Annotated in this window: 17 protein-coding genes; 6 read left to right on the forward strand and 11 right to left on the reverse strand. The window is 40.4% G+C overall.

Annotated features, from left to right (window positions below):
• Positions 1-267: 267 nt before the first annotated feature.
• Both WG954_RS00770 and WG954_RS00775 read left to right on the forward strand, forming a co-directional pair.
• Entirely contained in the window at positions 268-1,335 is a 1,068-nt protein-coding gene (locus tag WG954_RS00770; protein WP_340432641.1) for a WD40/YVTN/BNR-like repeat-containing protein, read from the forward strand.
• A gap of 150 nt (positions 1,336-1,485) precedes the next feature.
• Positions 1,486-1,749 carry a hypothetical protein gene (locus tag WG954_RS00775; RefSeq protein ID WP_340432643.1) on the forward strand — a complete coding sequence of 88 codons (264 nt, stop codon included), beginning with the start codon at positions 1,486-1,488 and terminating at the stop codon, positions 1,747-1,749.
• Between the two features lie 47 nt (positions 1,750-1,796).
• Here the strand turns inward: WG954_RS00775 and WG954_RS00780 are convergent, their stop codons facing one another.
• The 8 genes from WG954_RS00780 to WG954_RS00815 form a co-directional block, all read right to left on the reverse strand.
• Complete coding sequence (locus tag WG954_RS00780; RefSeq protein ID WP_340432645.1) at positions 1,797-3,002, reverse strand: hypothetical protein; 1,206 nt, start codon at positions 3,000-3,002, stop codon at positions 1,797-1,799.
• A 4-nt stretch (positions 3,003-3,006) separates the two neighbouring features.
• Complete coding sequence (locus WG954_RS00785) at positions 3,007-5,868, reverse strand: glycoside hydrolase family 2 protein (protein ID WP_340432647.1); 2,862 nt, start codon at positions 5,866-5,868, stop codon at positions 3,007-3,009.
• A gap of 153 nt (positions 5,869-6,021) precedes the next feature.
• Entirely contained in the window at positions 6,022-7,584 is a 1,563-nt protein-coding gene (locus WG954_RS00790) for a sulfatase family protein (RefSeq protein WP_340432650.1), read from the reverse strand.
• Between the two features lie 196 nt (positions 7,585-7,780).
• Positions 7,781-9,559 carry a RagB/SusD family nutrient uptake outer membrane protein gene (locus WG954_RS00795; RefSeq protein WP_340432652.1) on the reverse strand — a complete coding sequence of 593 codons (1,779 nt, stop codon included), beginning with the start codon at positions 9,557-9,559 and terminating at the stop codon, positions 7,781-7,783.
• A gap of 10 nt (positions 9,560-9,569) precedes the next feature.
• On the reverse strand, positions 9,570-12,929 hold the full coding sequence (locus WG954_RS00800; RefSeq protein WP_340432653.1) for a TonB-dependent receptor: 3,360 nt from the start codon (positions 12,927-12,929) through the stop codon (positions 9,570-9,572).
• Between the two features lie 229 nt (positions 12,930-13,158).
• Positions 13,159-14,361 carry a FecR family protein gene (locus WG954_RS00805; RefSeq protein WP_340432654.1) on the reverse strand — a complete coding sequence of 401 codons (1,203 nt, stop codon included), beginning with the start codon at positions 14,359-14,361 and terminating at the stop codon, positions 13,159-13,161.
• 91 nt (positions 14,362-14,452) lie between these two features.
• Complete coding sequence (locus tag WG954_RS00810; RefSeq protein ID WP_340432657.1) at positions 14,453-15,685, reverse strand: hypothetical protein; 1,233 nt, start codon at positions 15,683-15,685, stop codon at positions 14,453-14,455.
• A gap of 61 nt (positions 15,686-15,746) precedes the next feature.
• A complete protein-coding gene (locus WG954_RS00815) occupies positions 15,747-16,352 on the reverse strand; it encodes an RNA polymerase sigma factor (RefSeq protein ID WP_340432659.1) in 606 nt (201 codons plus the stop codon).
• A gap of 578 nt (positions 16,353-16,930) precedes the next feature.
• Between WG954_RS00815 and WG954_RS00820 the strand changes: the two genes are divergently transcribed.
• From WG954_RS00820 to trxA, 4 genes are all read left to right on the forward strand, one after another.
• A complete protein-coding gene (locus tag WG954_RS00820; protein ID WP_340432661.1) occupies positions 16,931-17,494 on the forward strand; it encodes a GNAT family N-acetyltransferase in 564 nt (187 codons plus the stop codon).
• A 27-nt stretch (positions 17,495-17,521) separates the two neighbouring features.
• Positions 17,522-18,082 (forward strand): dihydrofolate reductase family protein, encoded by a 561-nt coding sequence (locus tag WG954_RS00825; RefSeq protein ID WP_340432663.1) that lies wholly within the window; start codon positions 17,522-17,524, stop codon positions 18,080-18,082.
• A 110-nt stretch (positions 18,083-18,192) separates the two neighbouring features.
• Positions 18,193-18,960 (forward strand): glucose 1-dehydrogenase, encoded by a 768-nt coding sequence (locus WG954_RS00830; RefSeq protein WP_340432665.1) that lies wholly within the window; start codon positions 18,193-18,195, stop codon positions 18,958-18,960.
• Between the two features lie 153 nt (positions 18,961-19,113).
• Positions 19,114-19,488: a thioredoxin gene (gene trxA / locus WG954_RS00835; protein WP_340432667.1), complete on the forward strand. Its 375-nt coding sequence runs from the start codon at positions 19,114-19,116 to the stop codon at positions 19,486-19,488.
• 35 nt (positions 19,489-19,523) lie between these two features.
• On the opposite strand, the gene WG954_RS00840 is transcribed toward trxA, so the two are convergent.
• Genes WG954_RS00840 through WG954_RS00850 form a run of 3 tightly spaced genes read right to left on the reverse strand, consistent with a single transcriptional unit; the run spans position 19,524 to position 25,194 of the window.
• The gene (locus WG954_RS00840) at positions 19,524-23,279 is read right to left on the reverse strand and encodes a sensor histidine kinase (RefSeq protein WP_340432669.1); all 3,756 of its coding nucleotides are present in this window, start codon (positions 23,277-23,279) and stop codon (positions 19,524-19,526) included.
• 7 nt (positions 23,280-23,286) lie between these two features.
• A complete protein-coding gene (gene mazG, locus WG954_RS00845; RefSeq protein WP_340432671.1) occupies positions 23,287-24,066 on the reverse strand; it encodes a nucleoside triphosphate pyrophosphohydrolase in 780 nt (259 codons plus the stop codon).
• A gap of 3 nt (positions 24,067-24,069) precedes the next feature.
• Positions 24,070-25,194, reverse strand: coding sequence for a DUF3667 domain-containing protein (locus tag WG954_RS00850; protein WP_340432673.1), 1,125 nt, complete (start codon positions 25,192-25,194; stop codon positions 24,070-24,072).
• Positions 25,195-25,219: the final 25 nt, after the last annotated feature.

A 25,219-nucleotide genomic window follows, 5' to 3' on the forward strand; every position in this document is an offset into this window, starting at 1 on the left:
TTTGTGCAAGTTGTGAGTCAGCTAGTGGGGGATTTCATGCTGCAAATTAATCTATTAAAGCCCGGTTTTCAGGGGTTTTACAAATGTTTTACGGTTCCTTTACATCTCTTTACTATAAAAACTCTGTGGGCTAATTGACAACGGATAGCTTTAGGTTATAATGGTGAGTGGTGAATGGTGAATGGTGAGTCGTGAGAGGTTAATGGTTAATAGACAATGGTCAATAGGCAATAGTCAACTTTATTGTTTCATAAAAATATATTCGTCATGAACATCTACAGTCTTACTTTTCTGCTCCTTTTTAAATTCGCCTTTGCATTCCCTGTCACGGATAGTGAGCAAAAACCAACTTCACCTAAGCCCGGGGTTGCGAACCTCGTTTTTAAATCTGCTGATGGCGGACAAAGCTGGCAGAACATCAGCGAAGGGTTGCCCGGAGACAAGCTGGAGGGTAGCCTTTTTGTAAATGATGGCGGGTTCTATTTACGCACCGGCAAATATATCTATCACAGTAAACCAAACAACAAGGCGCCTTTCTGGGAGAAAGAAAGTTTCCCTGACGAACACAGCAATATTGCCCCTGGTAAGAACGGGATGTTTGCCTACGATTATCACCAGGGTAAGTTCAGGCAACGAATAAACGGATCGGCTGAATGGAAACCTGTGTATGAGAATTTTCAGTTGAAAGGAATCATCGACGTTGTTGAAATTACCAGTGGCACTGTTTTCATTGTTTGTGACCGTGGCCGTGGCCTTTACAGATCCACTGACAAAGGAAAAAACTGGAAAGAAGTTACCCGTGGCGTATGGAAATTGGTAGAGTCGAACGGTGTACTGATGGCGAACAGTGTGAATGGAACAATCAGATCGACCGATGATGGCAAAACCTGGGAAACTGTGATCAGTGAAGGCGGTGTGGGCATTGATATAACACGCATCGATGGTGGTTTTGCTTCTATCACGTTCAATACACAGTCGAATACCAGGAGAATCAGGGTATCCTACGATGGAGGAAAAACCTGGCAGCCAATTGATGCCGGCTTACAGACATCAACTTTCGGTGTTCCGGTAGCAAAACCTTTCTCACAAATGAATCAACCTGATTCAGTGTGGAATCCCATTGCCATAAATACCGAGCTTCCTGAGCAAGCCTTTATCAGTTCAATTGTGCAGGTTGGTGAAGACTTCTTTTGTGGTCATCCTGCCGGTATTTTTAAAACATCAGACAAAGGGAAAACATGGAAACTGATACTACCTTCTGTTGACGGTAAGGTCTTTAATTTATCTGTTTCCGGCGGTGTGATTTATGCGATACCGAGGAATAGAGGATGTTGATTCAGGTGAATGGTGAGTCGTGAATGGTCAATAGTCAATGGGCAATGAAATACCTCGAGTGGCGGATATGGTTAAAAAGTCAAATTAACCCCGATAAAGAATAAACAGAAAAAATTGAAATCTAATAGGATTATTCTTTTGCTAACTATCATGTTACTTTTTGCTTGTGAAAAAAAGAAAAAAACAATTGTAAACAGGCAGAAGGCGATTAAGAAAGAAATGGAACAGGTAAAAGCATTTTATTATCGTCAATCAGACAGTTTAGACAGAGTAAAAGAAGCTGATACCAGTTCGGCTAAGCAGCATGAAATTGCAGAGGAATTTGTGTCAGCTGACAGGAAAAAATCTGTTACGTTAATTAAGCTTCAAAAGGAATATGATTCCCTGGAAGTAGAATTAAATGAAACACGATGAATCCTTTGCAGGTAACTTTCTATAAATAAAAAAATCAAACCAAAACATTACATCGCATCCAACACTTCCAACGCTTTTTTACGAAACACTTCTGCTGAAGGCGCAGCCTTGTTGCTTGCTTTATAGTTGATCAAAAAGCGATTCATCTGCTGATAATATTTTTGATGCAGAAAGTACAAAGGCATTCGTTCGCCCTGTTCGTTAATGAGTGACATTTGTTTGGACTCGCCGTTGGTTTCGTACTCGTTGTTATACATCTGCCAATGCAATGCAAACGGCAAATTAAGCTCCAGTGAAATCTTCATGATCTCCTTTGTTTCATTGTACTGTTTGGTAAATGATTCGGGCTTGTTGATGTTTGCATGATACCCATATTCGCCAATATACACTCTGCGTGAAAACGGCAGCCCTTCTTTTGGCTGCAGTTGTTTTTCAAGGTAGTCGAAGATGCTCTTCAACTGTTCTTTCTTTTCGCTGTAAGTTCTGTTTTTAATGGCTTCGTAACTGCTGTACGACACCAGGTCCACATTTACATACGGCAATACACTGCTGGCAATGCAAGGCTCACCTTTCATACCTTTCAGCACCAGGTTTACTTCGACGTAATGATAGAGCTGAACATTTTTTGATGCAGCTGCTTTCTTTGCATCATCAACTGCCTTTTGTCTTATCTGGAACCACTTGGTCATATTTTGCAGGTGTTCCTGCGGTGGAGCAGCAGTTCGGTTGTAATCGGAAAGCAAAAGCCAATCTCCTTCCCAGTTGCCGATCAAAAATGTTTTACCGCTGTTGTTGTAGGTCTTCAACAGGTAAGTAGCAAAATCAAAGATCTCATCATACAAACGTTTCTCCTGTTCGGGGTTGATACCCTTCTTCCAATTGATACCGGTGATGGTATGTACCCATATAAAAATGTATTTGAAATCCATGTCAACTACTTTCTTGTATTCCGGCGAAGCATTGAATAACTCCAAGGTAGCAGATGGTTTTTGATCGATGGTTAATGCATAACTTTTCGGCGAGTTGGCACCCAACGAAATTTTTAAAATGTTTGATCCCATACCCCGCACATGCTTTGCCTGTTCCAACAGCCTGGATTCGTTTGTAAACTGGTACTGGCCCCCGATGGTATTGGTGCCCAAAATAAAATTATAAGGCTCCAACGGTTTGATGCTATCGTACGGTACAAGTTTTTGCCCTTGTGCGACAGTAAACAGCAAAACAGAGACAGATAGTATAACAGACTTCTTCATGTAATTAGTTTTTAATGGATACAACTCCAGTGACATTATAACCGGCTACTTTTATTTCTTTGATAGCTTTTGTATCAACAGGTTCAAGCAAAATGGTTTTCTTTTCGCCGGGGAGCAATGTAAAATATCCGTCGCTGAAATAAGCCGGCAGTACAATTTGTGCTGCGTTGTCCAGTGCATCTAACTTGATACCTACAGCAGGATGTTTGGTTTTATTTTCCAATTCAATTTTAATCTTATTGTTTGCAAGACGTACTGCTTTCGAAGAAAGGGTTACATCAGGCAACTGGTTGAATGCTTTAAAATGGCCTGTTGCTGTATTGGCTTTCCAATATTCATTGTCAGCCAGCACATCCCCTTTTTTATCTTTTATGGAAAGACGTACCAAATAATTAGCAGGCAAGCTGGCTTCATCCAATGTTGCTGTAAACACTTCGGCTTTTGCATTTGCCTGAATAGCAAGAGGAGCAGTTTTGTTTTGCAATACTTTTCCATCCATTGTGTATACCTGCATAAAAGCGATTGCATCCTTCACGTTGTTCAACGAAGTATTCACGGCAATTACCTTGTTGTTGTGCAGGTTCATTTGAATATGCAAAGGCTCGCATCCTTTCTTCGAACCGTAAAACGAACCATGTGTTTGAAAATCCCATGAATAGGTTTGCCAGATCATGCTGGGCCAAGCAGGATGACTCATCCACAGCAATACGCCACTGCTGTTGTTCCATAATTTATTATTCCATGCTTCAAAGATGGCTCTGTGACTGTCGTAATTGATGAGTTGAATCTTGCGATTAAAATCATCAAGACTATTCGAAACTCCATACAAACTGTCTGCTGTATGCAGATAGCCTTCGAGGTTTTGATTGTTGGTGTGCAGATCGTGGTAGTGCCATACATCATTGATGGGCCATTGATCTTCCGGTGCTATAAACTTGCGGATAGTACTGGCTTCAGGAACAGAGAATGTACCGATCTCTGTTGTAAACCCATCGCCTTGTTTGGTAAAATAATCTTTGTTGTTCACGAAGAAATGCCAGGGACCGCTCTGCCGCAGATTTATTTCTCTTGAGTTGCCGATGTAATGTCGTGTACCATCTTCTTTTGCAATCTGTGTTGCCAGATCGTTTTCAATACCTGCAGGTGCATAGCCTTCGTTTCTCGGACACCAGATAGCAATGGATGGATGATTGCGGTAACGTTTAATCATATCTATACTGTTGTCCAAAAACAATTGATCATCGCTTGGGTTGAGGTTGAAGCCTTCGGTACTCAGCCAGAAATCATTCCACACCAACATGCCGTATTCATCGGCCAGATCAAAAAATACAGGTTCTGTACTTTCACCTGTCCAGTTACGGATCATATTGAAGTTTGCTTCACGATGCAAACGAAAGGCAGGTTCCAGATTTTCCCGGCTTACTTTTTTCATGGCATCATCTATCCCCCAGTTGCCACCTTTACAATACACGGCAACAGCATTCACTTTAATCACCAAAAATGGATTGTCATTATCTGACAGTACTTGCATTTTTTCCGATGGAAATTCTTTACGCAGTGTAGGTATAAATATTTTGTCTTTGAATGCACGGCGTTTTGTAAAATCAATAATGGGTTTATCTGTTCTACTATCTGTTGGGCTGTATGCAAAACGAACCGCTTGTTTCTCTTCTGTATCCGCCATCATTTCATACGAATATTCTCTTATGCCGAAACGAAATTGTTTGATTTCTTCAACAGCTTTCGCATCCGTTACTTTAATAGTAGCGTTGTACAAATTCGGTAAGCCATAACCATTGGGCCACCACAAGCGTGGATTTTTTACGTTGAGTTGTGCATTATCAGCAGGCGTAAATACAACAGGCAATATTTGTCCCGGTGCCAGTTTTACTTTTTTAGAGACTGCTACTCCTTCAAACGAAAAATGAATCGTTGCTTCCTGTGTTGATGTGCTGTTGTTGACAACTGTTGTACGCAATGTAACAGATGCACTGGTTGTATCGGGCAACGGCAGATCAGTGATTACCTGCGGATCAGAAGAAGTGACAGTACCGGTGAAAGATAGTTGTACATCCTGCCAGATACCCATGTTACGATCTCTGATACCGGGTATCCAATCCCAGCCTTCTGTTGCAAAAAATGCGGGACCATCCAATGTATGTACACCGCCATTTTTACCCATGCCCGACAATGCGGATTGTTCATCGGGTATGCCCGGATTATGTGGCGGTAATATTTGCACAAGCAATACATTGCGTCCGTTTGTTTTTAAATAATCTGTTACATTGAACTTACCACGTATGAATGCTCCTTTAATATCGCCAAGCAAATGACCATTTAACCAAACACGTGCTTTGTAGTTGATGCCGTTGAACCAAAGCCAGGCTAATTTTCCATTTTCATTTTTTGGTGTTTCAAATGTTGTACGGTACCACCATTCTTTGCGACACAACGAATCTGTGATGGCCATGTTGTTCAACCCAAAATAAGGATCGGGAAATTTTCCGGCTGCAACTAAAGAAGTTAACACTGTTCCCGGAACCACTGCATCGTACCAACCTTTGGTATTAATGGCTTCAGTAAACACAGAAGCATTACCTAACAAACTTGTAAGATCATCTGTCAATTCCCAGCCACTAGTAAGCGAATATCGAGCATTGCCCAGCGCTGTTGCTTCACCTGCTTTACCCGATCTTGGTTTTTCAACTGCTGTTTGAAACGGCGCTTTTCCCTTTGGTAAGGTTGCTGCCGGTTGTTTTTTTGTTAATCCAAAATTGGGTTGCTTCTGAGCGAATATATCGCTCTTACAAAGCAGCATACCAACAAAAACAGCTAACCCGATTTTAGTACGTACAGAATATTTCATAAAAGAATGGATGATTCTTTTTACAGAGTAATAAAACTATTTTCAATGCAAAAGACTACAGCATACATTTTTCATCACATCGCTTTTGAATGCAAATGCTTAAAAATGCAGCATGATTTTTTATGCATGCAGGTTTGTCAATAACGAAAAGCGTTAATACAATCCTTTGCTACCGTAATCGCCCCGTTTTTCATTGATTGGCTTTAATGGAATTTGTAAGCCACCAGTTTCCTGGAGCCAACTCCATAGTTCTTTGCGCATACGGCCAATTTCATTTTGCCATGCCGGATGACGATAGAGATTTTTCTTTTCTTCGGGGTCCGTACTCAAATCATAAAATTCAGATACATCCCAAAGACCGGGATAGAAAATAAATTTATGAGAGCCTTCTCTTACACCCAACGTTGTTGGTGTTTGCGGATAAGAGAACTCCCAGTAGTATTCGTAAAATGCTTTATTACGCCAGTTCACTGTTTTATCCTGCAGCAGCGGTAAGAACGATTGCCCCTGCATATTGGCGGGTTTTGTTACACCTGCTACTTCGAGTACAGTAGGTGCAATATCAATTCCCTGGATGATCTGATCGAGTGGTTGACCATTGTGCGACATACCCGGTGCATACACCAGTAACGGCACTTTCTGACTTTCTTCGTACATATTGCGTTTGTCGATGAGTCCATGTTCACCCATGAGGAAACCATTATCGCCCATATAAATGATCATTGTATTATCAGCAATACCCAATTCTTCTACTGTTTTTCTGATGCTCGCCACACTCTCATCAATGGCCAACAATGTTTCGCAATAGCGATAATAAAAATCATCAAACTGTACACGACCATCGTACATAAAATCTACACCATGCCAGCTGTTACGTTGTGCCCATACCCATTGCGGAATATCTTTTACATTGTAATTGGTATCATTCTTCACCATCGCTGCAATCGGACTTTTGCACACATCACCATGCAGTTTGCTATTTTCTGTTGCTGTTAAGTTGATGGTAGACGGATAATTGATGGGCTTGCCATGATACTTGTTACGATGACGAGGTGCAGGCATAAATTCATCGTGCACACCTTTATGCGATACATACATGAAGAAAGGTTTATTCTTCGGTTGCTGACGCATCCATGTTGCAGCATGTTCGGTTAACAGATCAGTGATGTATGTACTGTCTTTGTATTGCACACGCTGTCCATTAATATTCAACATTGGATTGAAATACACACCCTGTCCTTTGAAACTTTCCCAATGATTGAATCCTTTTTGCGGATCATCACCTGCATGACCCATATGCCATTTGCCGAAGAACGCAGTACGGTAACCAACTTTCTGCAGATACTCCGGAAAGAAGTTTAAATTATCAGGCAGTGGTGAAAAATTATCAACCACTTTATGTGTGTGAGCATATTGCCCGGTAAGGATAGATGCCCGTGATGGAGAACAGAGTGCAGTCGTTACTGTAGCATTGCGTACCCACACTCCTTCTTTCGCCATTCTGTCCATTGCGGGTGTTTCCAGCCACGGCACTCTACCGGTGAAACCCATAAAATCAAACCGGTGATCATCGGTTAAAATGAAAATCACATTCATGGGTTTGGGTGGATTCTCTTCCTGCTTTCGATCAAACCCAAACACAATTGTAACTGCCATGCAAAACACAGCAATTAATATTGATTTACGACTGCCGTTTTTTTTCTTCTGTCGTTGCATACTATCTTTTTTTCAGAAGCGTTCACACCTGAATTTCTTTTTCAGACCAAAAGCTTCATTACAAATTCATGTATCAATAAAGGCACTTGAATAACTATTCAAGCACCTTTATTGATCATTATCAGGTAAACTTTGCGATGATGATTCTCCCGTTGAGGAGGAGTTATTTCAAATGATACAACCTCCTTTAAAAACATTAGTATCCTTGGTTCTCAACCAAACTGGGATTATCAGCAATTCTGTCGATACCCAATGGTAAGTAGTAATGACGGGGTTGGAATACCCTTGCTGTACCCTCTGCATTTTTTAATGTGATGATGTATTTTTTTGCATCAAAATCATACACATAGTTTAATCCCTGTAAACGCTTTCCGTTCAACTCCTGTTCTGCAATGCGCCATCTGCGTAAATCCCAATACCTGTGCTCTTCAAAAGCCAGCTCGACTTGTCTTTCCTGCCGTATGTTGGCTTCGGTTAAGGTTGTACGTAAAGGCATTTTCGCTCTTGCTCTTACCAGGTTAATTGCATTAAGCGCTTCCGTATTTTTATTCAGATAGAAAGCCGCTTCTGCATAGTTGAGCAGAATTTCACCCAACCTGAACACAATGAAATCAGTGCTTGATTGTCCGCTTGCCGCAGGTGTAAGCGCTTCATCGCAACGCTTACGTACATGCACACCTGTTTTTTGTGTATTGCGATTGGGCGCTTTTGCATAAAAACCATCCGGGAATTGTGCTGATACAGAATTCGGAATCATGAAAGTTTCGCTGGAGCTTGTAACCACCTGGCCGCTTGCATTTCTATACCTGGTGCTGGAATGAAAAAACACTTTCTTTCCTTGCCATATACATTCAGGATAAAAAGTTGATGCTCTGAAACGGGGATCACGCTTTCCGAATAATGAATCGATATCATGCAACCTTGTGTTTGTAAGCAAGGAGCGGTTCATCACACCGGATCTTCCATCCTGGTAATCGAACAGGTCCATAAATTCGAGGAACACATTAAAGTTCGAATTCCAACCCGATGTAAAACCTGCCGGTGTACACAATGCATCCCATGAATGTCCTTTGTTAAGTGTTGCATCCCATTTAACGCCAAAGATTATTTCGGGGTTATTATTTTCATCCGTAAACAACTGCGTAAAGTTTTTAACGGGATCGGAAGGAACCTTGTTGTACAAACTAAATGCAGGATTATCCATGATTGCTTTTGATGCATCCATGGCAGCCGTAAAATATTTATCTGCTTCACTGGAAGGTATACCTACTACTCCATCCAAAGCGACTGTACCGAATTTTGCAATACTGCCTGCATATAGCATCGCTCTGCTTTTAAGTGCAAGTGCAGCAAATTTGGTGGGTCGGCCATAATCATTGCCCGCATACGAAGCAGGTAATAATGCGGCTATCTCGTCCATTTCTTTTCCAATAAAATCATATACTTCTGCTTCTTTGTTGCGGACAGGAAATAATTCTGATTCGGGATCAGTTAACTGTTGAACTTTTGTAATAATAGGAACACCCCCAAAACGTTTCACCATTTGATGATAAATGAACCCACGCAAAAAACGGGCTTCACTTATTTTTTGGTCTTTATACGTTTGTTCAAATGATGAACCTTTCACACCCTCAATAAATTCATTTATTTGTCTGATAGCGGTGTAAGCCCAATAGTCGAGCAAACCGGAACCTGTGTTATCGTAAATCTTAATAGAAGCGATGTAAGGATCCTGCCAATCGCCAAAAGCTCTGCATTCGCCACCAGGTCCTGCTAATAAACCCATTCTGAAATTTTCCTGGTTACCCAGTTCCTGAAATTTCGTACGGTCGTATAAACTCAGCAGGTTAGCTTCTATCAGATTTTTATCTTTAAACACTGCTGTTTCAGCAATCATATCGAGCGGTTGTATATCTAATACTTTGGTACAACCCACCAATCCAGTTATAATGAAAGCAATGATTATATTTCTCATAAACTTTTATTTAAAATGTTAAGCGCACTCCGCCTGCAATATTTTTATGAATCGGATAGTTACGTCCTTCTCCACTTAAGTTCGCATCCGGATCAAACGTGTTCTTGTAAAATCCAAGCTTACTGAACGTAAGCAGATTGGTAGCAGATGTAAATACCTGCAAATTTTTAAACCCTAATTTTTTAGTCCAGTTACCACTGAAGCTGTACGATAAATTCACATTCCGTAAACGAATGAATGTTGCATCTTTCATCCAGAAATCGGAACGCTTAATGTTATTGGGGTTTAAGCCCAATGATGCTGCCGGCAATTGTGCCTTTGGATTGATGTTCTGCGTTGGGTTTGCAGGATCGGGCTGCCAGCGGTAGGTATAATGATAATCGTAGGGAATCGATTCGTTTGAAAACATAGATGCCGATGCACCGGTTACATAAAAATTAAATCCGGTTGAACCTTGCCATAACATTTCTAACGACAGACCTTTATAAGTGGCGCCCATCACCAAACTGTACACTACTTCGGGGAAGGTTCCTTTACCGATCACATCCTGATCACGCCAATCGAGAATACCATCGCTATTCAAATCAACATAACGGATATCGCCCGGACGCAGAGTTGTATTACCTACACCATCCTGGTTAAATGTGAGTTTATCAATTTCTCCTTGTGACATAAAAATACCATCCGACTTATAGCCCCATGAAAGGTTGGTTGATTTACCTGTTAACTGATAAATTCTGATTTGATCGGGATCGGTATAAGCTGTTTCATCTCTGTACTCCCATTTGTTTTGTGTAAACGTAAACGTGGGCATAATTGAAAGCTGTACACCGTTGATCTTTGGGCGGTAATCGATCATCAGTTCAAAACCTCTGTTACTTTGTTTGTTGAGATTTACCGGAGGTAAGGTTGCGCCAAAAGTTGAAGGCACCGCTCTTTGCTGCGAAGCAAGGATACCATCCCTTAATCTGTAAAACACGTTTCCTTCAAATACCAGTTTGCCTTTCCACAGTGTTAAATCAATACCTGCGTTATAGTTGGTTATACTCTCCCAGGTAATATTTGGATTTGGAAGACCTGTGGTACTGATTGTTTTGTAAAACGTATTTCCCATAATATATCCACCTGCATCAATATCATAACCGGTGAGATAACTGAACTGGCTGGTACCATCGTTACCCGACTGTCCGTAAGAAAGTCTCAGCTTACCATTCGAAAGCCATGATGATGCATTATCCATAAATTTCTCTTTCGAGAAAACCCAGCCAACAGAAACGCCGGGAAAATAACCCCACCTTGAATTCTTGGGGAAATTCGCACTGGCATCAGCTCTTAAAATAAATTCGGCGAGGTACTTACCTGCAAAATCATAATTCACTTTACCGATGTACGCCACTCTCGACATTTGACTTTGGGTTCCTGTATTATCCTGAAAGTCCTGGCCACCGGAAAACAGTTGTTGTATGGATGGCGACAACAGATCACGTCGAAAAGCCATTAACGAATTACCACCATTCTGCAGTTGCTCGGCAATACCCATTGCACTGATGCGATGTTCACCAAATTCACGATCGTAATTCACTTTCACCATTGGATAAACCTGGAAGTAACGTGCATTGGTTTCTCTGAGTGAAATGAAATTACCCATGTTGGCCATGTAGGTATAAACCTGTGTGTCGTAATCGTAGTCATATACTTCGGCGGGCGTGTTAAATACTTTCGTATAATCTGCAGACTGACTCACCAATAAATCGGCACCGATACGCAATCCATCAATAAAGGGTATTTTATAGTTGAGTCCAATCTGACCATTAAAGAAGTTAGAGCTGGTACGATTGTATCCTCTACGTTCTGCATCAATACGCAATAATGGATTGCGGCCCTGAAAACCTGTATATGCATTTTTGGTCGGGTCAGGCAGGTAGGGATTGTAACGTGGTTGTGCTGTGCTAAAATCTACCATTACATCTTCAATTGAACCTACCTGCTGATCCTGACCAAAACGATACTGCATATCAAACCGCAAAGACAAATTCTTTGCAATGGTTGCATCAACGTTTAATCTTGAGTTATAACGCTTGTAATAATAATCTCCTGAGGTAAAAACACTTTGCTGATCGGTAACACCAAGTGAACCAAAATATTTTAATGTTGGAGTACCACCACTAACTGTTATACTCTGTTGCAACATGGGTGCACCTGTACGGAAGATGGCATCACGCCAGTTATACGATTTGTAGTTCGCTTCGGTACCTGCTTTATATTTCTGCACTACTTCTTCTGTAAATTCACCGGGGCTCAAACCGTAATTCAATGCCGCTTCTCTGCGTAGCTCAGCCCAGTCGCCTGCATTAACTGTATTCTGAAAAGCAGAAGGCATCTGATAGGTGTAGGTGCCTGTATACGTAATTTGTGGAGCACCTGTTTTACCACGCTTTGTTGTAACGAGGATCACACCGTTTCCTGCTCTTGCACCATAAATTGCAGCAGATGCATCTTTGAGAATAGAAACTGATTCGATATCATTCGGATCGATGCGGTTGAAAGGTGTAGGCAATCCATCAACAATTACTAACGCTGATCCATAGCCCCTGATCTGCAGACTTGCATTATCCTCACCGGGCAAACCGCTTGCTGTTTTCGACAAAAGCCCGGGCATTCTACCAACAAGTAATTGTGATGTATTGGGAACAGGTGCCGACTGTAAAACTTTTGCACCTATCTGTGCAATGGCTCCTGTAACGGTTGCTTTCTTTTGTGTACCGTAACCTACAACTACAATTTCCTGTTGCTGAATTTCCTGTTTGCTTAAGGTGACCTGTACGCTTGTGGTTCCTTTTACACTTACTTCTTTTGATTCCATACCCACAAAAGAAATCACCAGAATCATCGATGAGTTGTCGGGTACACTGATTGTAAATTCGCCGTTGGCATCGGTGTTTACTCCTTTGCCGGTTCCTTTTAAATTTACAGATGCACCCGGCAGCGGCGTTCCGCTTTCATCTGTTATTTTTCCTTTTACCGTAATGTCGGCAGGAGGCGATTCTTTTGTAACATTTGCAGATGGTTCTGCCGTTATCTTACGTTTTATTACAATTGTATTTTCTATAATGGTAAACGTAAGCGGCGTTTTCTGCAAGCATTCATCCAGCGCCTGTTGTAAGGGAACATTTTTGGCGTTCACACTTACATTACCCACCAGTTCCATCATTTCAACAGTGCATATATAATTATAGCCTGTTTGTTTTCTGATTTCCTTTAATACTTTCTGGAAGGGCGCATTCTTTACTGAAAGCGTTACAGTTTGTGAGTGGGCTTCTGCAAATACCTGCATACTGGCCACGAAGAGAAAGACAGCAATAAGTTTCATAATCAATAGTGCCTTCCTGACAGGAGGGCATGTTTTGGTTAGTTTTCGCTCGTGCCGAAAACTAAAAGCAGTAAATGGCATAACTTCGTTTTTGGGGTTTAACGATAAACAGTCTCAGATGATTTGATTGCTTTTTGAAGAGCCCTAAACTTTCGCCGGGAGTGTTGCAACCACTTCCGGTTTTTTATGAGCTCTTGCTACGATACTCGGTTTACATTGTTCTGTTTTTTTACGGCATAACAATTATTTTTTTGCCTTCAATGATAAATCGCACTTCACCCGTTTGCTGCAGCATTGAAAGCACCTGCGACAGCTTTACATTGCGGGAAATGCCACCAATAAAATGTTTGGTTATGGTGCCCTGGTAACTTACCTCTACATCGTACCAACGGGCCAGTTGTCTCATCACCGATTTAATATCACTATTTTCAAACTGAAAGTTTCCGTCCTTCCACGCCACTGTTTCTTCCAGGTTTATATCATCAACAATCTTCATGTTACCCGATGGTTTCAGTTGCGCCTGTTGACCGGGTTGTAAATATTTATTTTCACTTGCGGTAGTAACTCTTACTCTTCCTTCCAGCAAGGTGGTGCGTACAGTTTCTTCGTCGGTATAACTATTAATGTTGAAATGTGTACCCAGCACTTCTACTTCGATTTGATTCAATTGCACCTTAAATGGTCTTGTTGCATCTTTCGCAATTTCAAAATAGGCTTCCCCAGTTATTTCTACTTTGCGTTCTTTACCGCTGAATACAACCGGATACTTTAAAGAAGATGCAGCATTGAGCCATACTTTACTGCCGTCGGGTAAAGTAATTTTATATTGTCCGCCACGGGGTGTTTGAAGTAAATTATATGCAACTGCATCGGTTGCATTATCTGAACTGTTGTACAACAGCTGCCCATCTTCTTTCTTAATGATCTCTGTTGTTCCCTGCTGTGCAAGCATACCGTTGCCCGCACTATCCAGTACAATTGAGCTGCCATCTGCCAATGTTAGTATGGCTCTGTCTCCACCGGGCAACCTGTCGTTTTGCTGCACTTGAGGTTGTGTCTTTTTTGCAACAGTGCTCTTCTTCTCATTCCGATTTGTCAAAACAAAAACAGAAGAAACAATCAGTAAAAGAATGGCAGCAGCAGCAACCCAACGATAGCGTTGGAAGCGGCTGATGGAAGGTTGCCGTTCTGTTTGATCAGATGCAGTAAGTTTTTGCTTTGCTTCCTGTATTTTTTGATCCCACTCAGCAGCAGCAATCAACGGAGCTTCTGTTTTAGCAGATTGCCAGAGTTGTTGCAGTTCTTCGTTCAATCCTGTTTCATCGGAATGTTCGTTCAATAATCGCCACAACTCTGTATACTCAGCAGAAGTTAACCGGTTATTGAGGTATTTATTTATAAGATCGGAGAGGTTCTCCTTGTTATTATTCATGTGCTGAAATGGAATGTGCTAAATAGTTGACGATCGAAAAGAAAATATGTACCAATGCGTCCTCAACTTTTTTATAATTAAAAAATGATTATTAAAGTGATGATAAAACCTGCAGTGCTTTTGTTCTGTATTCATCAGCCGTAGGGTACTTATTATTTTTCTGCTTTTCATCTTTCAGGTAAGTATTCATAGCCTTATAAAAGTTGTTGTGCAGCCCATACTGCCGTGTTTTGGATCCTGACTCATTGATCAATGACATCTGCTTCGATACCCCGTTCTCGTACTCATTATTGTACATCTGCCAATGCAAAGCAAACGGAAGATTCAGCTCAAAGGAAATCCGCATAATTTCCTTTGTTTCATCAAATTGTTTTTGAAACGTTTCGGGCTTAGAGGCATTGGCCTGATAGCCATATTCGCCAATGAAAACCCTCCTGCTGAAAGGCAATCCTGCTTTTGGTTTCAGCTTCGACTCCAGGTAAGTGAAAATCGCTTGCAGATCGGTTTTTTTCTGTGCAGCAGTTTTATCCTTGATAGCTTCATAGCTGGAGTAAGAGATGAGATCGATATCAACATTCGGAATCACACTTTCTGCAACACAAGGCTCGCCATTCATTCCTTTTAATACCAGGTTTGCTTCGATATAATGATACACCGAAACATTTTTTGCTGTTGATGCCAGTTTTGCATCGTCAATTGCTTTTTGTCTTATCTGAAACCACTTGCTCATGTTTGCAAGCAATTCCGGAGCAGGTGTAACTGTTCTGTCGTAGTTGGGAATTAACAGCCAGTCGCCTTCCCAGTTACCGATTAAAAATGTTTTACCCGAGTTATCGTATGTTGATAGTAAATGAGAAACGAAATTGAACATTTCATCATATAATACTTTTTCTTCGGCATCAGTGAGGGTCTTCTTCCAATCCACATTGGTTAATGTATGCACCCAAAAAAATATGTATTTAAAATCCATATTACAGACCGTTTTATACGGCAGGTTATTGGAGAACAACGCTAACGTGGTGGTACTTTTTGTAACCTCATTGATGCCATAGATATCTGCTGAGTTTTTACCCAATGTAATTTTCAGGATATTCGAGCCCATCTCCCGCACTTTCTTTGCCTGCTCCACCAGTTTGTTTTCTGAAGTAAACTGGTAACTGCCCGATATGGCATGTGTACCAAGTACAAAATTATAAGGCTCCAGTTGCTGAAGCGTATTTGTTTGTGGTTCGTTGGTCGTGTTGTTTACAACATCTTTTTTGCCACAGGAAAATAAAAAGACGATTAAAACTGATAACAGCTGGATTGGGATTCTTTTTTTCATGTTAATCTGGTATGTGCCAGATAACTGACGATTGAAAAGAAAGCATGTACCAATGCTCCCCCTACTTTTTTTCAAAATAAATGGCAAGCAGCAGTAACAGTGCGTTGTTTTTTTCTAAATACTCCCGGATAAACTGCAGGGATGCAGCGAGGTGGTTGCGCACTGTATGGGAGGATAAGTTGAGGGTTGCGGCTATTTCAGCATAGCTCAGATCTTCGTAGTGACGCAGCTCAAAAACTTTTTTTCGTTGGGGAGATAATTGATTGATAGCTTCTTTAATTAAGGCATCGGTGTTTTTAAAAATGAGCCGGTTATCGGCATTATCTGCCGCCGGGGCTTCGGTAATTGCTTGCCATAAAGCCTGCTGTAAAGCCTGGCTGCGTTTAGCCGCCCTGAAAAAATCAATGGCTTTGTTGTGCGCCACCTTGTACAAAAAGGCTTCAAAGTTTTGTATTTCGGTGATCGCTTCCCTTCCATGCCAGAGTTTTAAAAAAACATCCAGCACTATTTCCTCAGACAGTTCTTTTGATTTGGTGACTTTGTACAAATAGGCAAACAACTGATTTCGGTACTTTTCGAATATCAGGTTAAAAAAATGCTCATCCCCCTCCTTTATTTTTGAGAGGCAATATTCATCATTAACTAATGGCTTACCAATATCGTTCATGAGCAATCGTCGAAATTCACAAAAATCAAAATAACAGGAAAATACTGAAACAAAATACAGATTACATGGGCGTACAGACCTGTCCAAAAAGGTTTTCACCTACATAACACAAATATTGCAGTTCTAGTTCATAATGTGTACAAACTGATGGCAGAAAGCTATAATCAGACTCCACTCAGATTAAAAAGTGATCATATATCTTGCAGATTTAAAAATCACCTGCCTATCAAATTGTGAAAATAATTCGATTACTATATTATAAAAATGATTGATTAGAAATCTTATCGCATCTGTCCATAATCAGTTCTACTTGTATTACCAGCACTGTCTTTACTTTGAGCATTTAAGTCGGTTCGGCCACCTTATGCATAAACTCAAAATAGCCAAGTGGAATTCGTCTTAAAATTTTAATCGCCATTTGGTATCATAGTCCGGAAATTCTATCAATCATTTCAGGGCAACTATTTTAACCTGATAAGCCAATTATGAAGCCATAAAGAAAAATTTGGTTTACCGGCGTAGATAATTATACAAAAACGTGCATACCCATTAGCTTTGTTTACAGTATACATAACAACATGATCAGTTATTCTACATCAAACACAAAAGAAGAACTGGAAGGAATATTAGAACTTCAGCAATCAAACTTAGCACAAGGGTTAACCGTTGATGAAATACAAAGCCAGGGTTTTGTAACGGTGAAACATTCTTATGAGGTGCTGAAAAAAATGAATGACCTCGAAAAACATGTGATTGCAAAAGATGATGAAGCTGTTATTGGTTATTGCCTGGCCATGACGAAACAATCAAGATTTGAAATTCCGGTATTGGTTCCCATGTTTGATGTGTTTGATCAGATCGTTTATAAGGAGAAGATCATTTCAACTCTTCACTATATTGTTGTGGGCCAGGTTTGTGTTGACAAAGCCTATCGTGGACAAGGAATTTTTGATAACTGTTATGCAGCTTATAAAGAATTTTACCAAAAGAAGTATGATCTTGCAATAACCGAAATAGCCAGCAGTAATATACGTTCGTTGCAAGCGCATAAAAGAATTGGCTTTCGGGAAATACATTCATACACAGATCCTGCCAACACTGAATGGATCGTTGTAGTTTGGGACTGGAGAAATGATCAATAACAACACTTAACATTCAACATAAAAAAGATGCGAAAAATTATTGTAAACGTTGCTGTAACACTCGATGGTTTTATTGAAGGACCAAATGGAGAAATCGACTGGATCAACCAAGATGCTGCTGCTGAAATGGGAGAAGGTTCGGCCTTCGATCAATTTCTTACAACTGTTGATGCTGTTTTTTATGGCAGAATAAGTTATGATCTGTGGGGACAATATCAACCAGACAGTAATGCATCTGCAGCAGAAAAAAGTCTTTGGAAAAATGTGCACAGCAAAAAGAAATATGTTTTTTCAAATAATCCGAAAGAAGATGGCAAGGCAACATACATCAGCTCGCCCATAGCTGAGCGGGTGAATGAAATTAAAAAAGAACCGGGCAAGAACATCTGGCTTTATGGTGGAGGCAGCCTTATCAGCAGTTTTATGAATGAAGGTCTTGTTGATGCTTACCAGCTTGCAGTTTATCCCGTTCTTTTAGGTGAGGGCAAACCGCTTTTTTCAAACATCAAAAAACAGATCAACCTTGGCTTAAAAGAAATCAGCACGTCAAAATCTGGCGTCGTCTTTATGAATTATGAGCGGGTTTAATTTTTCCTAACCACAATCACCTCCCAAATCATTGTTTTTTATTACAGCAGGAATTAGCTTTCTGTATTCATCGAAAAAATCAGTTGCTGTCTGTTGTAAAATAAGAACACATGAAAAAGTTAGCAGGCAAAACAGCACTCATCACCGGGGCAGGTTCCGGTATGGGCAAAGCTATTGCCCTTTTATTTGCATTTGAAGATTGTAAAGTAGTTGCAACAGATATTAACTCCGAACGTTTACAATTACTTCACCAGGAAATTACCGGTCAGGGTGGCGATGTTACAACACTGTTATCCAATATGGCTTTGGAAGAAGATATAGATCGAATGATCAACCTGGCCGTTACAACTTATGGATCATTAGACATCTTAGTGAACAATGCCGGTATCATGGATCACTTTGCACCTGTTGCCGAACTTGACAACAGCATGTGGGAAAAAGTGATGAACATTAATGTTACAGGCCCCATGAAGGCCATGCGTCATGCAGTAAAAATTTTTCTTGCAAAAGGTAGTGGTTGTATCATTAACATCGCATCCATTGGTGGATTGCAAGGTGCAAGAGCAGGAGCCGCCTATACTGCCAGTAAACATGCATTAATCGGCCTCACAAAAAACACTGGTTACCTGTATGCTAAAACGGGTATCCGTTGTAACGCCATTGCACCTGGCGCAATCAATACAAATATCGGCGACACAATAGACATGAGTAAAATAACTCCGCTTATTAATGACCGCATCATGAGTGGTATGGTCTTGAATGCCAAAACAGGTGAGCCATCAGATGTTGCAAATGCTGCTTTATTCCTTGCAACAGATGATGCTGGTTTTATTAACGGTGCAGTGCTTACTGTTGATGGCGGATGGACCGCTTACTGATAATGCATAAAAAACTTACCGGTAAATCATTTTCTATCAGCTATATACCTCTGCCTGCCGAATAAAATGAAGAACACGTCGGATTCGTAACATTTGTCATACAACATACTGTTTTGATGAATAACTTTGTCTGTAAACTACATCACCTTTATCATGGCTACCGTCAAAATCACCTCACAGGATTTTAAAGACAAGATCTTTAACTACGAAACCGAAAAGGAATGGAAATACAACGGCACCGTTCCTGCCATCATTGATTTTTATGCTGATTGGTGTGGTCCCTGTAAAATGGTGGCGCCCGTACTTGAAGAATTAGCAATAGAATACGAAGGAAAAATTCTGATCTATAAAGTAGATACAGAAGCAGAGATGGAATTAGCTGCCGTATTTGGCATCCAAAGTATTCCTACTTTTTTATTTATCCCTGTGAATGCTGATCCCATGATGCAGCCGGGTGCGTTTCCCAAAACAGTATTCAAAGAAATTATTGAAGATCATTTGCTGAAACAGACAGCGGCGAAAGAATAATTGCCAATTGACAACATTCTAATTTCGAATTGTGCTTATTGAATAAGTGGCAGCTCCACAAAAAAAGTGCTACCTTTTTCCTGTTCAGTTACAAACCATATTTCACCTTTCATCTGTTCAACTATACTCTTACACATTGCAAGACCTAAACCTGTGCCCGATGTTTTGGTTGTGAAATTGGGATAGAATATTTTGTCCTGCAGCTCTGGCCTGATACCGTGTCCATTATCTGTAACAGCTACTATTAATTTTTCATCCTTCACCTCTACCTGTAATTTCACACGGGCTGTTTCATCAGCAGGCGCTGCTTCAATTGCATTTCGGGTGAGATTGGTAAACAAACGGTTAAGCTGTGTTTTATCTGCCATCACAAATGCTGCATCTGTATTGGTGCTGAAAGCAACATGTGCATCTTCATGCATATTGAAAAGATCAACAACCGACTGTACCGATTCAACCAGGTTTACTCTTTCCAAACGGGGATTTCCAATGTTTGCAAAGTTGGAAAAGTCGGATGCAATGTTTGATAAATAATCAATCTGCTCAACCAATGTTTTTGCCACGCTTTGGGAAATATTTTTTGCATCGGCTGAGTTTGAATCAACTGCCTTCTGCAAATACTGGATACTTAATTTCATTGGCGTAAGCGGGTTCTTGATCTCATGTGCCACCTGCCTTGCCATTTCACGCCATGCACCTTCACGTTCGCTTCTTGCAAGCAAGTTAGCACTCTCTTCAAGTTGCTTCACCATTCGGTTGTACTCCTGTACCAATTCGCCAATTTCATCATTACGGTTCCATACAATGGCTTCATTTGTTTTACCCAGTTTGATCGCTTTCATCTTTTCACTGATGATAGCAAATGAATTGGTAATACGGCTTGTTACAAAAAATGCAACCAATCCTGCAATAAGAAAAATAAATGCATTAAGGTTGATCAACGTTACAAGGAAATTCGATATTTCCTGTTTTAATTCATTCTGCGATGTGAAGTAAGGAATGTTGAGATACGCATAGGTTTGTCCATCTGCATCACGAACAGGCACATAAATACTCATGTAAGAACGGCTGCCGACTTTTTCGTCTTCAATTGTTTGCACAAGATATTCCTGAGACAATTTATAATAAGCCAATGGATCTGTTTTGCGGCTCAGCAATCCTTTGTTGTAATAATAAGGTTGCGATGATAAACGCAGGTTACCAGCAGGATCATAAATATTTACATCCACCCCATGTATCTCTGAAATACGGTTAATTTTTCCCTGCAGTTCAGCCGAGGCGGCATCATCATATGCTTTGAGCACATCATCAAATACAGCATGATTGTTTAATGCCACTTCCACTTCTGTACGCATGATCCCGATTGTTCTTGACAACCTTTCCTTATTAATACGGCTATGCCTGTTAATAAAGAAGAAGATGGTTGAGGCACCAATAATCAGGAATGAAAAAATGCTGATGCCTATAATGGTTGTGTGAACTTGTGTACGGAAAGTAAGTTGCAGGTGTTCTTTCCATTTGGAAGGTCTGATGCCTAACTGCAATACATATTGTATAAATCTGAAAACAGCCAGCATAAGCAGAAACACACAGAACAGGTAAGCAAACAAAGTAATTCCTTCAAGCAACCTGTTTTGCGGTTTTACCACAATTACTGTAAGGTCTTTTGAACTGCTGTACCATAATTCTGAATAACCATTTTTTTTCTTCTGCTCAATTAATAAACGGGCATTCCTGGTCTCATTCAAATGTATAGGGAAAGGATAATCATTTACACTGCTGATGAGTTCCTTATTCTTGTAAATCGCATAGGCATAAGAAGGCATGTCATCAGGAAGCAGGTTGAATGTCCGGGAAAAAAGTTCAGGATAAAATTTCTCATCAGCATAGCGTTTGGGACGGGAAATAATGAATACATATCCTATCAATTGATTTGTTTCCCGGTCGGTTACATTCCTGCGTGCAATGTAATAGAACTTATCAAACGATTCCTCGTAATACTGCCAGTCACGCACGCTCGTTGGTTTGCTTTGCAACGTATAGACAGTATTCAGTGTATTGAAGGAGATGGAATCAATATTGAATAATGGTTCTGGTTCTTCAGCTGCAGTAAAGGTATAGATCTCTGTTTCAAATTTATTGAGATACCCACTGAAGTTTTCGCTGATAAGACTGTCTTTTAAAAACTGGTTGCCACTTGAAGTAGTGAAACGATAAAACTCGTTATCAAGAAACTCAGGTCTGAAATTTTGCAGCGCTATGTTTAATAAAGTTTCCGCCGAGGGATCAGTTTGAAGGCTAAGTTTCTCAGCCATACTTGTGGCTTTTTGTATTTCTTTCCGACCGTTCTCTGTTATGAGCAAAGTTGTTAGTGATACAGAAAAGAAAAACAACCAGAAGATAACACGCCCATTTGATGGCAGAAACCTCAACTGCAGACGTTGCCTGTTTAGCAGGGTCAACAATAACAACAACCATCCAAGCAAAATGAGATGATATATTACTGCAGCAGAACTGATGGTAAACGTGAGGTAAACCAGACCGGTAATAGTTAATGCAAGTATCTGTATCTGGAGTTTTCCATTGCTATACCGCTTGAAAAATCCAGACAACCAATCGGCTAACAAAAAATAGTTGAGTGCAAGAGATCCAAGTAAGATAAAACCTGCGAAACTAAAAACGGTAAGTTCGAAAAAATTAGTAACGTCGAACGATATCTGTGAATCAGCAACCATACTGCGGATAATATTTCCAAACAGAATGGTTAACGCAAACAGAAGTACAGCTGTAATTGCGAGCCCAGCTTTATCGTTGATCTTTAAAGGCAACAGTGTTGTTGATTTTCCATACCTCCGTATAAATAACAGGACCCACAACAATAAAAATGAATTAATGAACAGATCACCCAGCGAACGAAGAATATTGTTTGAGCCATACACAGCAGGATCGAACAATTCGAACTGCCGCAGGTTCAGAGGCACAGGAAAATAATAACTCAACGTTCGTATGATAATAATAACCCCAACAAGAAAACACAAACCTACCAGGAATGAATACGTGTTTACAAGTGCAGCAGCAGTTTTTTGTATGAACATTAAGAAACAAAAAACAGCCAGTAATCGTAAAATAACTGTTGTTTTGTTTAGTGGCTGTGGAAAATTACTCTGTTCTTTTAGCCAGAACAAACCGGTACCATCAGTACTCTTTACCTGAAGTTCTGTTTGCTGCACATCGCTGAGTGAGTAATACTTCTCTATACCATCGAGGTATGCAAAACTGTTACTGAGATAACTGGCAGGAACAAAATAATTCCACTTGACGGGAATGAGGGCCATGGCATAACAAAAAGAACCATCACCGAGTTTCACTGTTTCTTTATAAACAGTATAGTAACCATTGATCAGTTGTTCGAACCAGATGCCGTTTGCACGTTGCCACAACTCAATGTTTGGCAAAATGGTTTGTGTGTTCCAGAAACGTGTTTGAAATCCATCGGCACCATCAGAGGCAATAAAGATGAAGTAATCTTTAACCAGTAGTTTTATCACTTCCCGCTTTTCGGCTCTTCCCTTTTTCAGATCAAGTAAAAGCGCTGTATCAGCAAGAATTTTTGTAAAATCATTTTCCCTTTTATTAATGGCCTTCTGTAAAGTTTTTTTCACCTGCACCGGTGCAGAAGTGTAAGACCAGTAATATTGAAAAAGATAAGAGAATGTGAGTAACCAACCGGCTAAAATAAGCAGGTAGCCATTTTTAAAAATGAAGTTGCGGATGGTTGAAATGTGGCTCAAGATATTATTATGCTTCCCTGTTTTTCTGTTTGATGCGGTTCCAGATGCCGTCCATCTCTTCCAAACTCATATGTGTCAACTGTTTTCCTTCACTTATAGCTTCCTGCTCCATCTGGGTAAACCGCTGTATGAACTTTTGATTTGTGCGTTCCAGCGCATGGTCAGCATCAATCTGCAAAAACCGTGCATAATTCACCAATGAAAAGAATACATCGCCTAACTCCTCTTCTATTTTATCCTGCTCGGCAGTTTGCACCACTTCTTTTAATTCATTGATCTCTTCTTCTATCTTTTCAAACACTTGTTCTTTGTTCTCCCATTCAAACCCAACCTGTTTTGCTTTTTCCTGTATGCGGATGGCTTTTACCATGGAGGGTAATCCTTTGGGCACGCCACTCAAAACAGAAGTCTTTCCTTCTTTCATCTTGAGTTTTTCCCAGTTGCGTTTCACATCTTCCTCATCATCCACTTTCACATCGCCGTAAATATGCGGATGACGTGCAATCAACTTTTCACAAACCCCATTGATCATTTCTGGTATAGTGAACTGTCCCTGCTCTGCTCCGATTTTTGAATAGAAGACGATGTGCAACATCAGGTCGCCCAACTCCTCTTTAATATCTTTCCAGTTCTCGTCCGAGATAGCATCTGTAAGTTCATAGGTTTCTTCAATGGTGAGTTGGCGCAGCGTATGAATTGTTTGCTTCCTGTCCCATGGGCACTGCTCCCGCAGTTCATCCATGATCTTTACCAAACGCAGAAAACTATCGGCTGTGGCTGTTTGCATAGTTTAAATATTAAACGCTGAGAAAATTAAAAATCCAGCAAAAAGAAATGTAACAATTATGAAAAAAATGAAGTTAAGAAGAAAGTACTTGATGATGGTTTTGGCTCTGCGTTGCAGGTAATAGTTACGCATGGCTTTATAGAGATAAATAAACAGGTAGAAGCCCAATGCTATCTGGATCCACAAAAAAATACTCCACCCGCTGATGTCTCGCAGTTTGTTTGCAGCAAAATAGATCAACATCAACAGGAAACAGAAGATATAATAGTAGATACTAAAGATGGCATGGTTAACAAAATTAAACTGCTTTCGTCGGCGGATGTATAACAACGAAAGGATAAGAGCAAACAAGGGTAATGAAACAAAAAAAATGGTGGGCAACTTATGCAGAAACACATCGCTGATACGGGCAAATGCAAGACCGGGAGTTTTGCCATATTTTTCATTGATGTGTGCTGCTTTCCTACTCACCAGAGTTGCAAACCAACCATCCCGTTCATCTGCAGGTAAACTCTTCTGGATGGAATCATATACTTCAAGCGATTCAAACTTTCCATTAAAGTCAAACAAAGTTGCCGGTTTCTTCTTTTTCACTGTGTCGCCAACTTGTGTTGAATCTTTCTTTTGTGCTTTTGCCCTGATAAGCGAATCGATCAGTTGCTCATTGAGCTTATCCATCCTGTTGAGATTGCCAACGTTTTGTTCACCAACACTAATTTCGCCAGACACAAAATTTACATCAAAATTCACATCGCTGTCTTTAAACCGTTGTTCAAGTTTGGCATAACTCAATGCAACTGCACTATCATCTATTTTGAACAACGAAAAGAAAATGATAAAGAAAAATGCCGATGTAAATACATACATCCGCACAGGATTCATATAACTCATGCGGCGCCCACGGGCATACTCAGCCGGTAAAAAGCCGGGCCTGAACAAAAGATAACGTATGGCTTTGCTGAATTTTCCTTCGAAATGGGTGATATCGTTAAAGAAATGAACGATCAAATGCCAGGCTGTTTCTCTCGGTTCAACATTTTCCTGGCCGCAAACATGGCAATAACGGCCAAAGACCCTTGCATTACAGTTTAAGCAGTTTTTTTCTTTCCTTCCCTCGCCGTGCGACATAGCCTTAGTTTTGGCTAAAATAAAA

The organism is Lacibacter sp. H375 (assembly GCF_037892425.1).
GTDB lineage: Bacteria > Bacteroidota > Bacteroidia > Chitinophagales > Chitinophagaceae > Lacibacter.

Coding starts and splice junctions, on each gene's coding strand:
- WG954_RS00770 (WP_340432641.1), top strand. CDS start 268: ATGAACATCTACAGTCTTACTTTTCTGCTCCTTTTTAAATTCGCCTTT.
- WG954_RS00775 (WP_340432643.1), top strand. CDS start 1,486: ATGTTACTTTTTGCTTGTGAAAAAAAGAAAAAAACAATTGTAAACAGG.
- WG954_RS00780 (WP_340432645.1), bottom strand. CDS start 3,002: ATGAAGAAGTCTGTTATACTATCTGTCTCTGTTTTGCTGTTTACTGTC.
- WG954_RS00785 (WP_340432647.1), bottom strand. CDS start 5,868: ATGAAATATTCTGTACGTACTAAAATCGGGTTAGCTGTTTTTGTTGGT.
- WG954_RS00790 (WP_340432650.1), bottom strand. CDS start 7,584: ATGCAACGACAGAAGAAAAAAAACGGCAGTCGTAAATCAATATTAATT.
- WG954_RS00795 (WP_340432652.1), bottom strand. CDS start 9,559: ATGAGAAATATAATCATTGCTTTCATTATAACTGGATTGGTGGGTTGT.
- WG954_RS00800 (WP_340432653.1), bottom strand. CDS start 12,929: ATGAAACTTATTGCTGTCTTTCTCTTCGTGGCCAGTATGCAGGTATTT.
- WG954_RS00805 (WP_340432654.1), bottom strand. CDS start 14,361: ATGAATAATAACAAGGAGAACCTCTCCGATCTTATAAATAAATACCTC.
- WG954_RS00810 (WP_340432657.1), bottom strand. CDS start 15,685: ATGAAAAAAAGAATCCCAATCCAGCTGTTATCAGTTTTAATCGTCTTT.
- WG954_RS00815 (WP_340432659.1), bottom strand. CDS start 16,352: ATGAACGATATTGGTAAGCCATTAGTTAATGATGAATATTGCCTCTCA.
- WG954_RS00820 (WP_340432661.1), top strand. CDS start 16,931: ATGATCAGTTATTCTACATCAAACACAAAAGAAGAACTGGAAGGAATA.
- WG954_RS00825 (WP_340432663.1), top strand. CDS start 17,522: ATGCGAAAAATTATTGTAAACGTTGCTGTAACACTCGATGGTTTTATT.
- WG954_RS00830 (WP_340432665.1), top strand. CDS start 18,193: ATGAAAAAGTTAGCAGGCAAAACAGCACTCATCACCGGGGCAGGTTCC.
- trxA (WP_340432667.1), top strand. CDS start 19,114: ATGGCTACCGTCAAAATCACCTCACAGGATTTTAAAGACAAGATCTTT.
- mazG (WP_340432671.1), bottom strand. CDS start 24,066: ATGCAAACAGCCACAGCCGATAGTTTTCTGCGTTTGGTAAAGATCATG.
- WG954_RS00850 (WP_340432673.1), bottom strand. CDS start 25,194: ATGTCGCACGGCGAGGGAAGGAAAGAAAAAAACTGCTTAAACTGTAAT.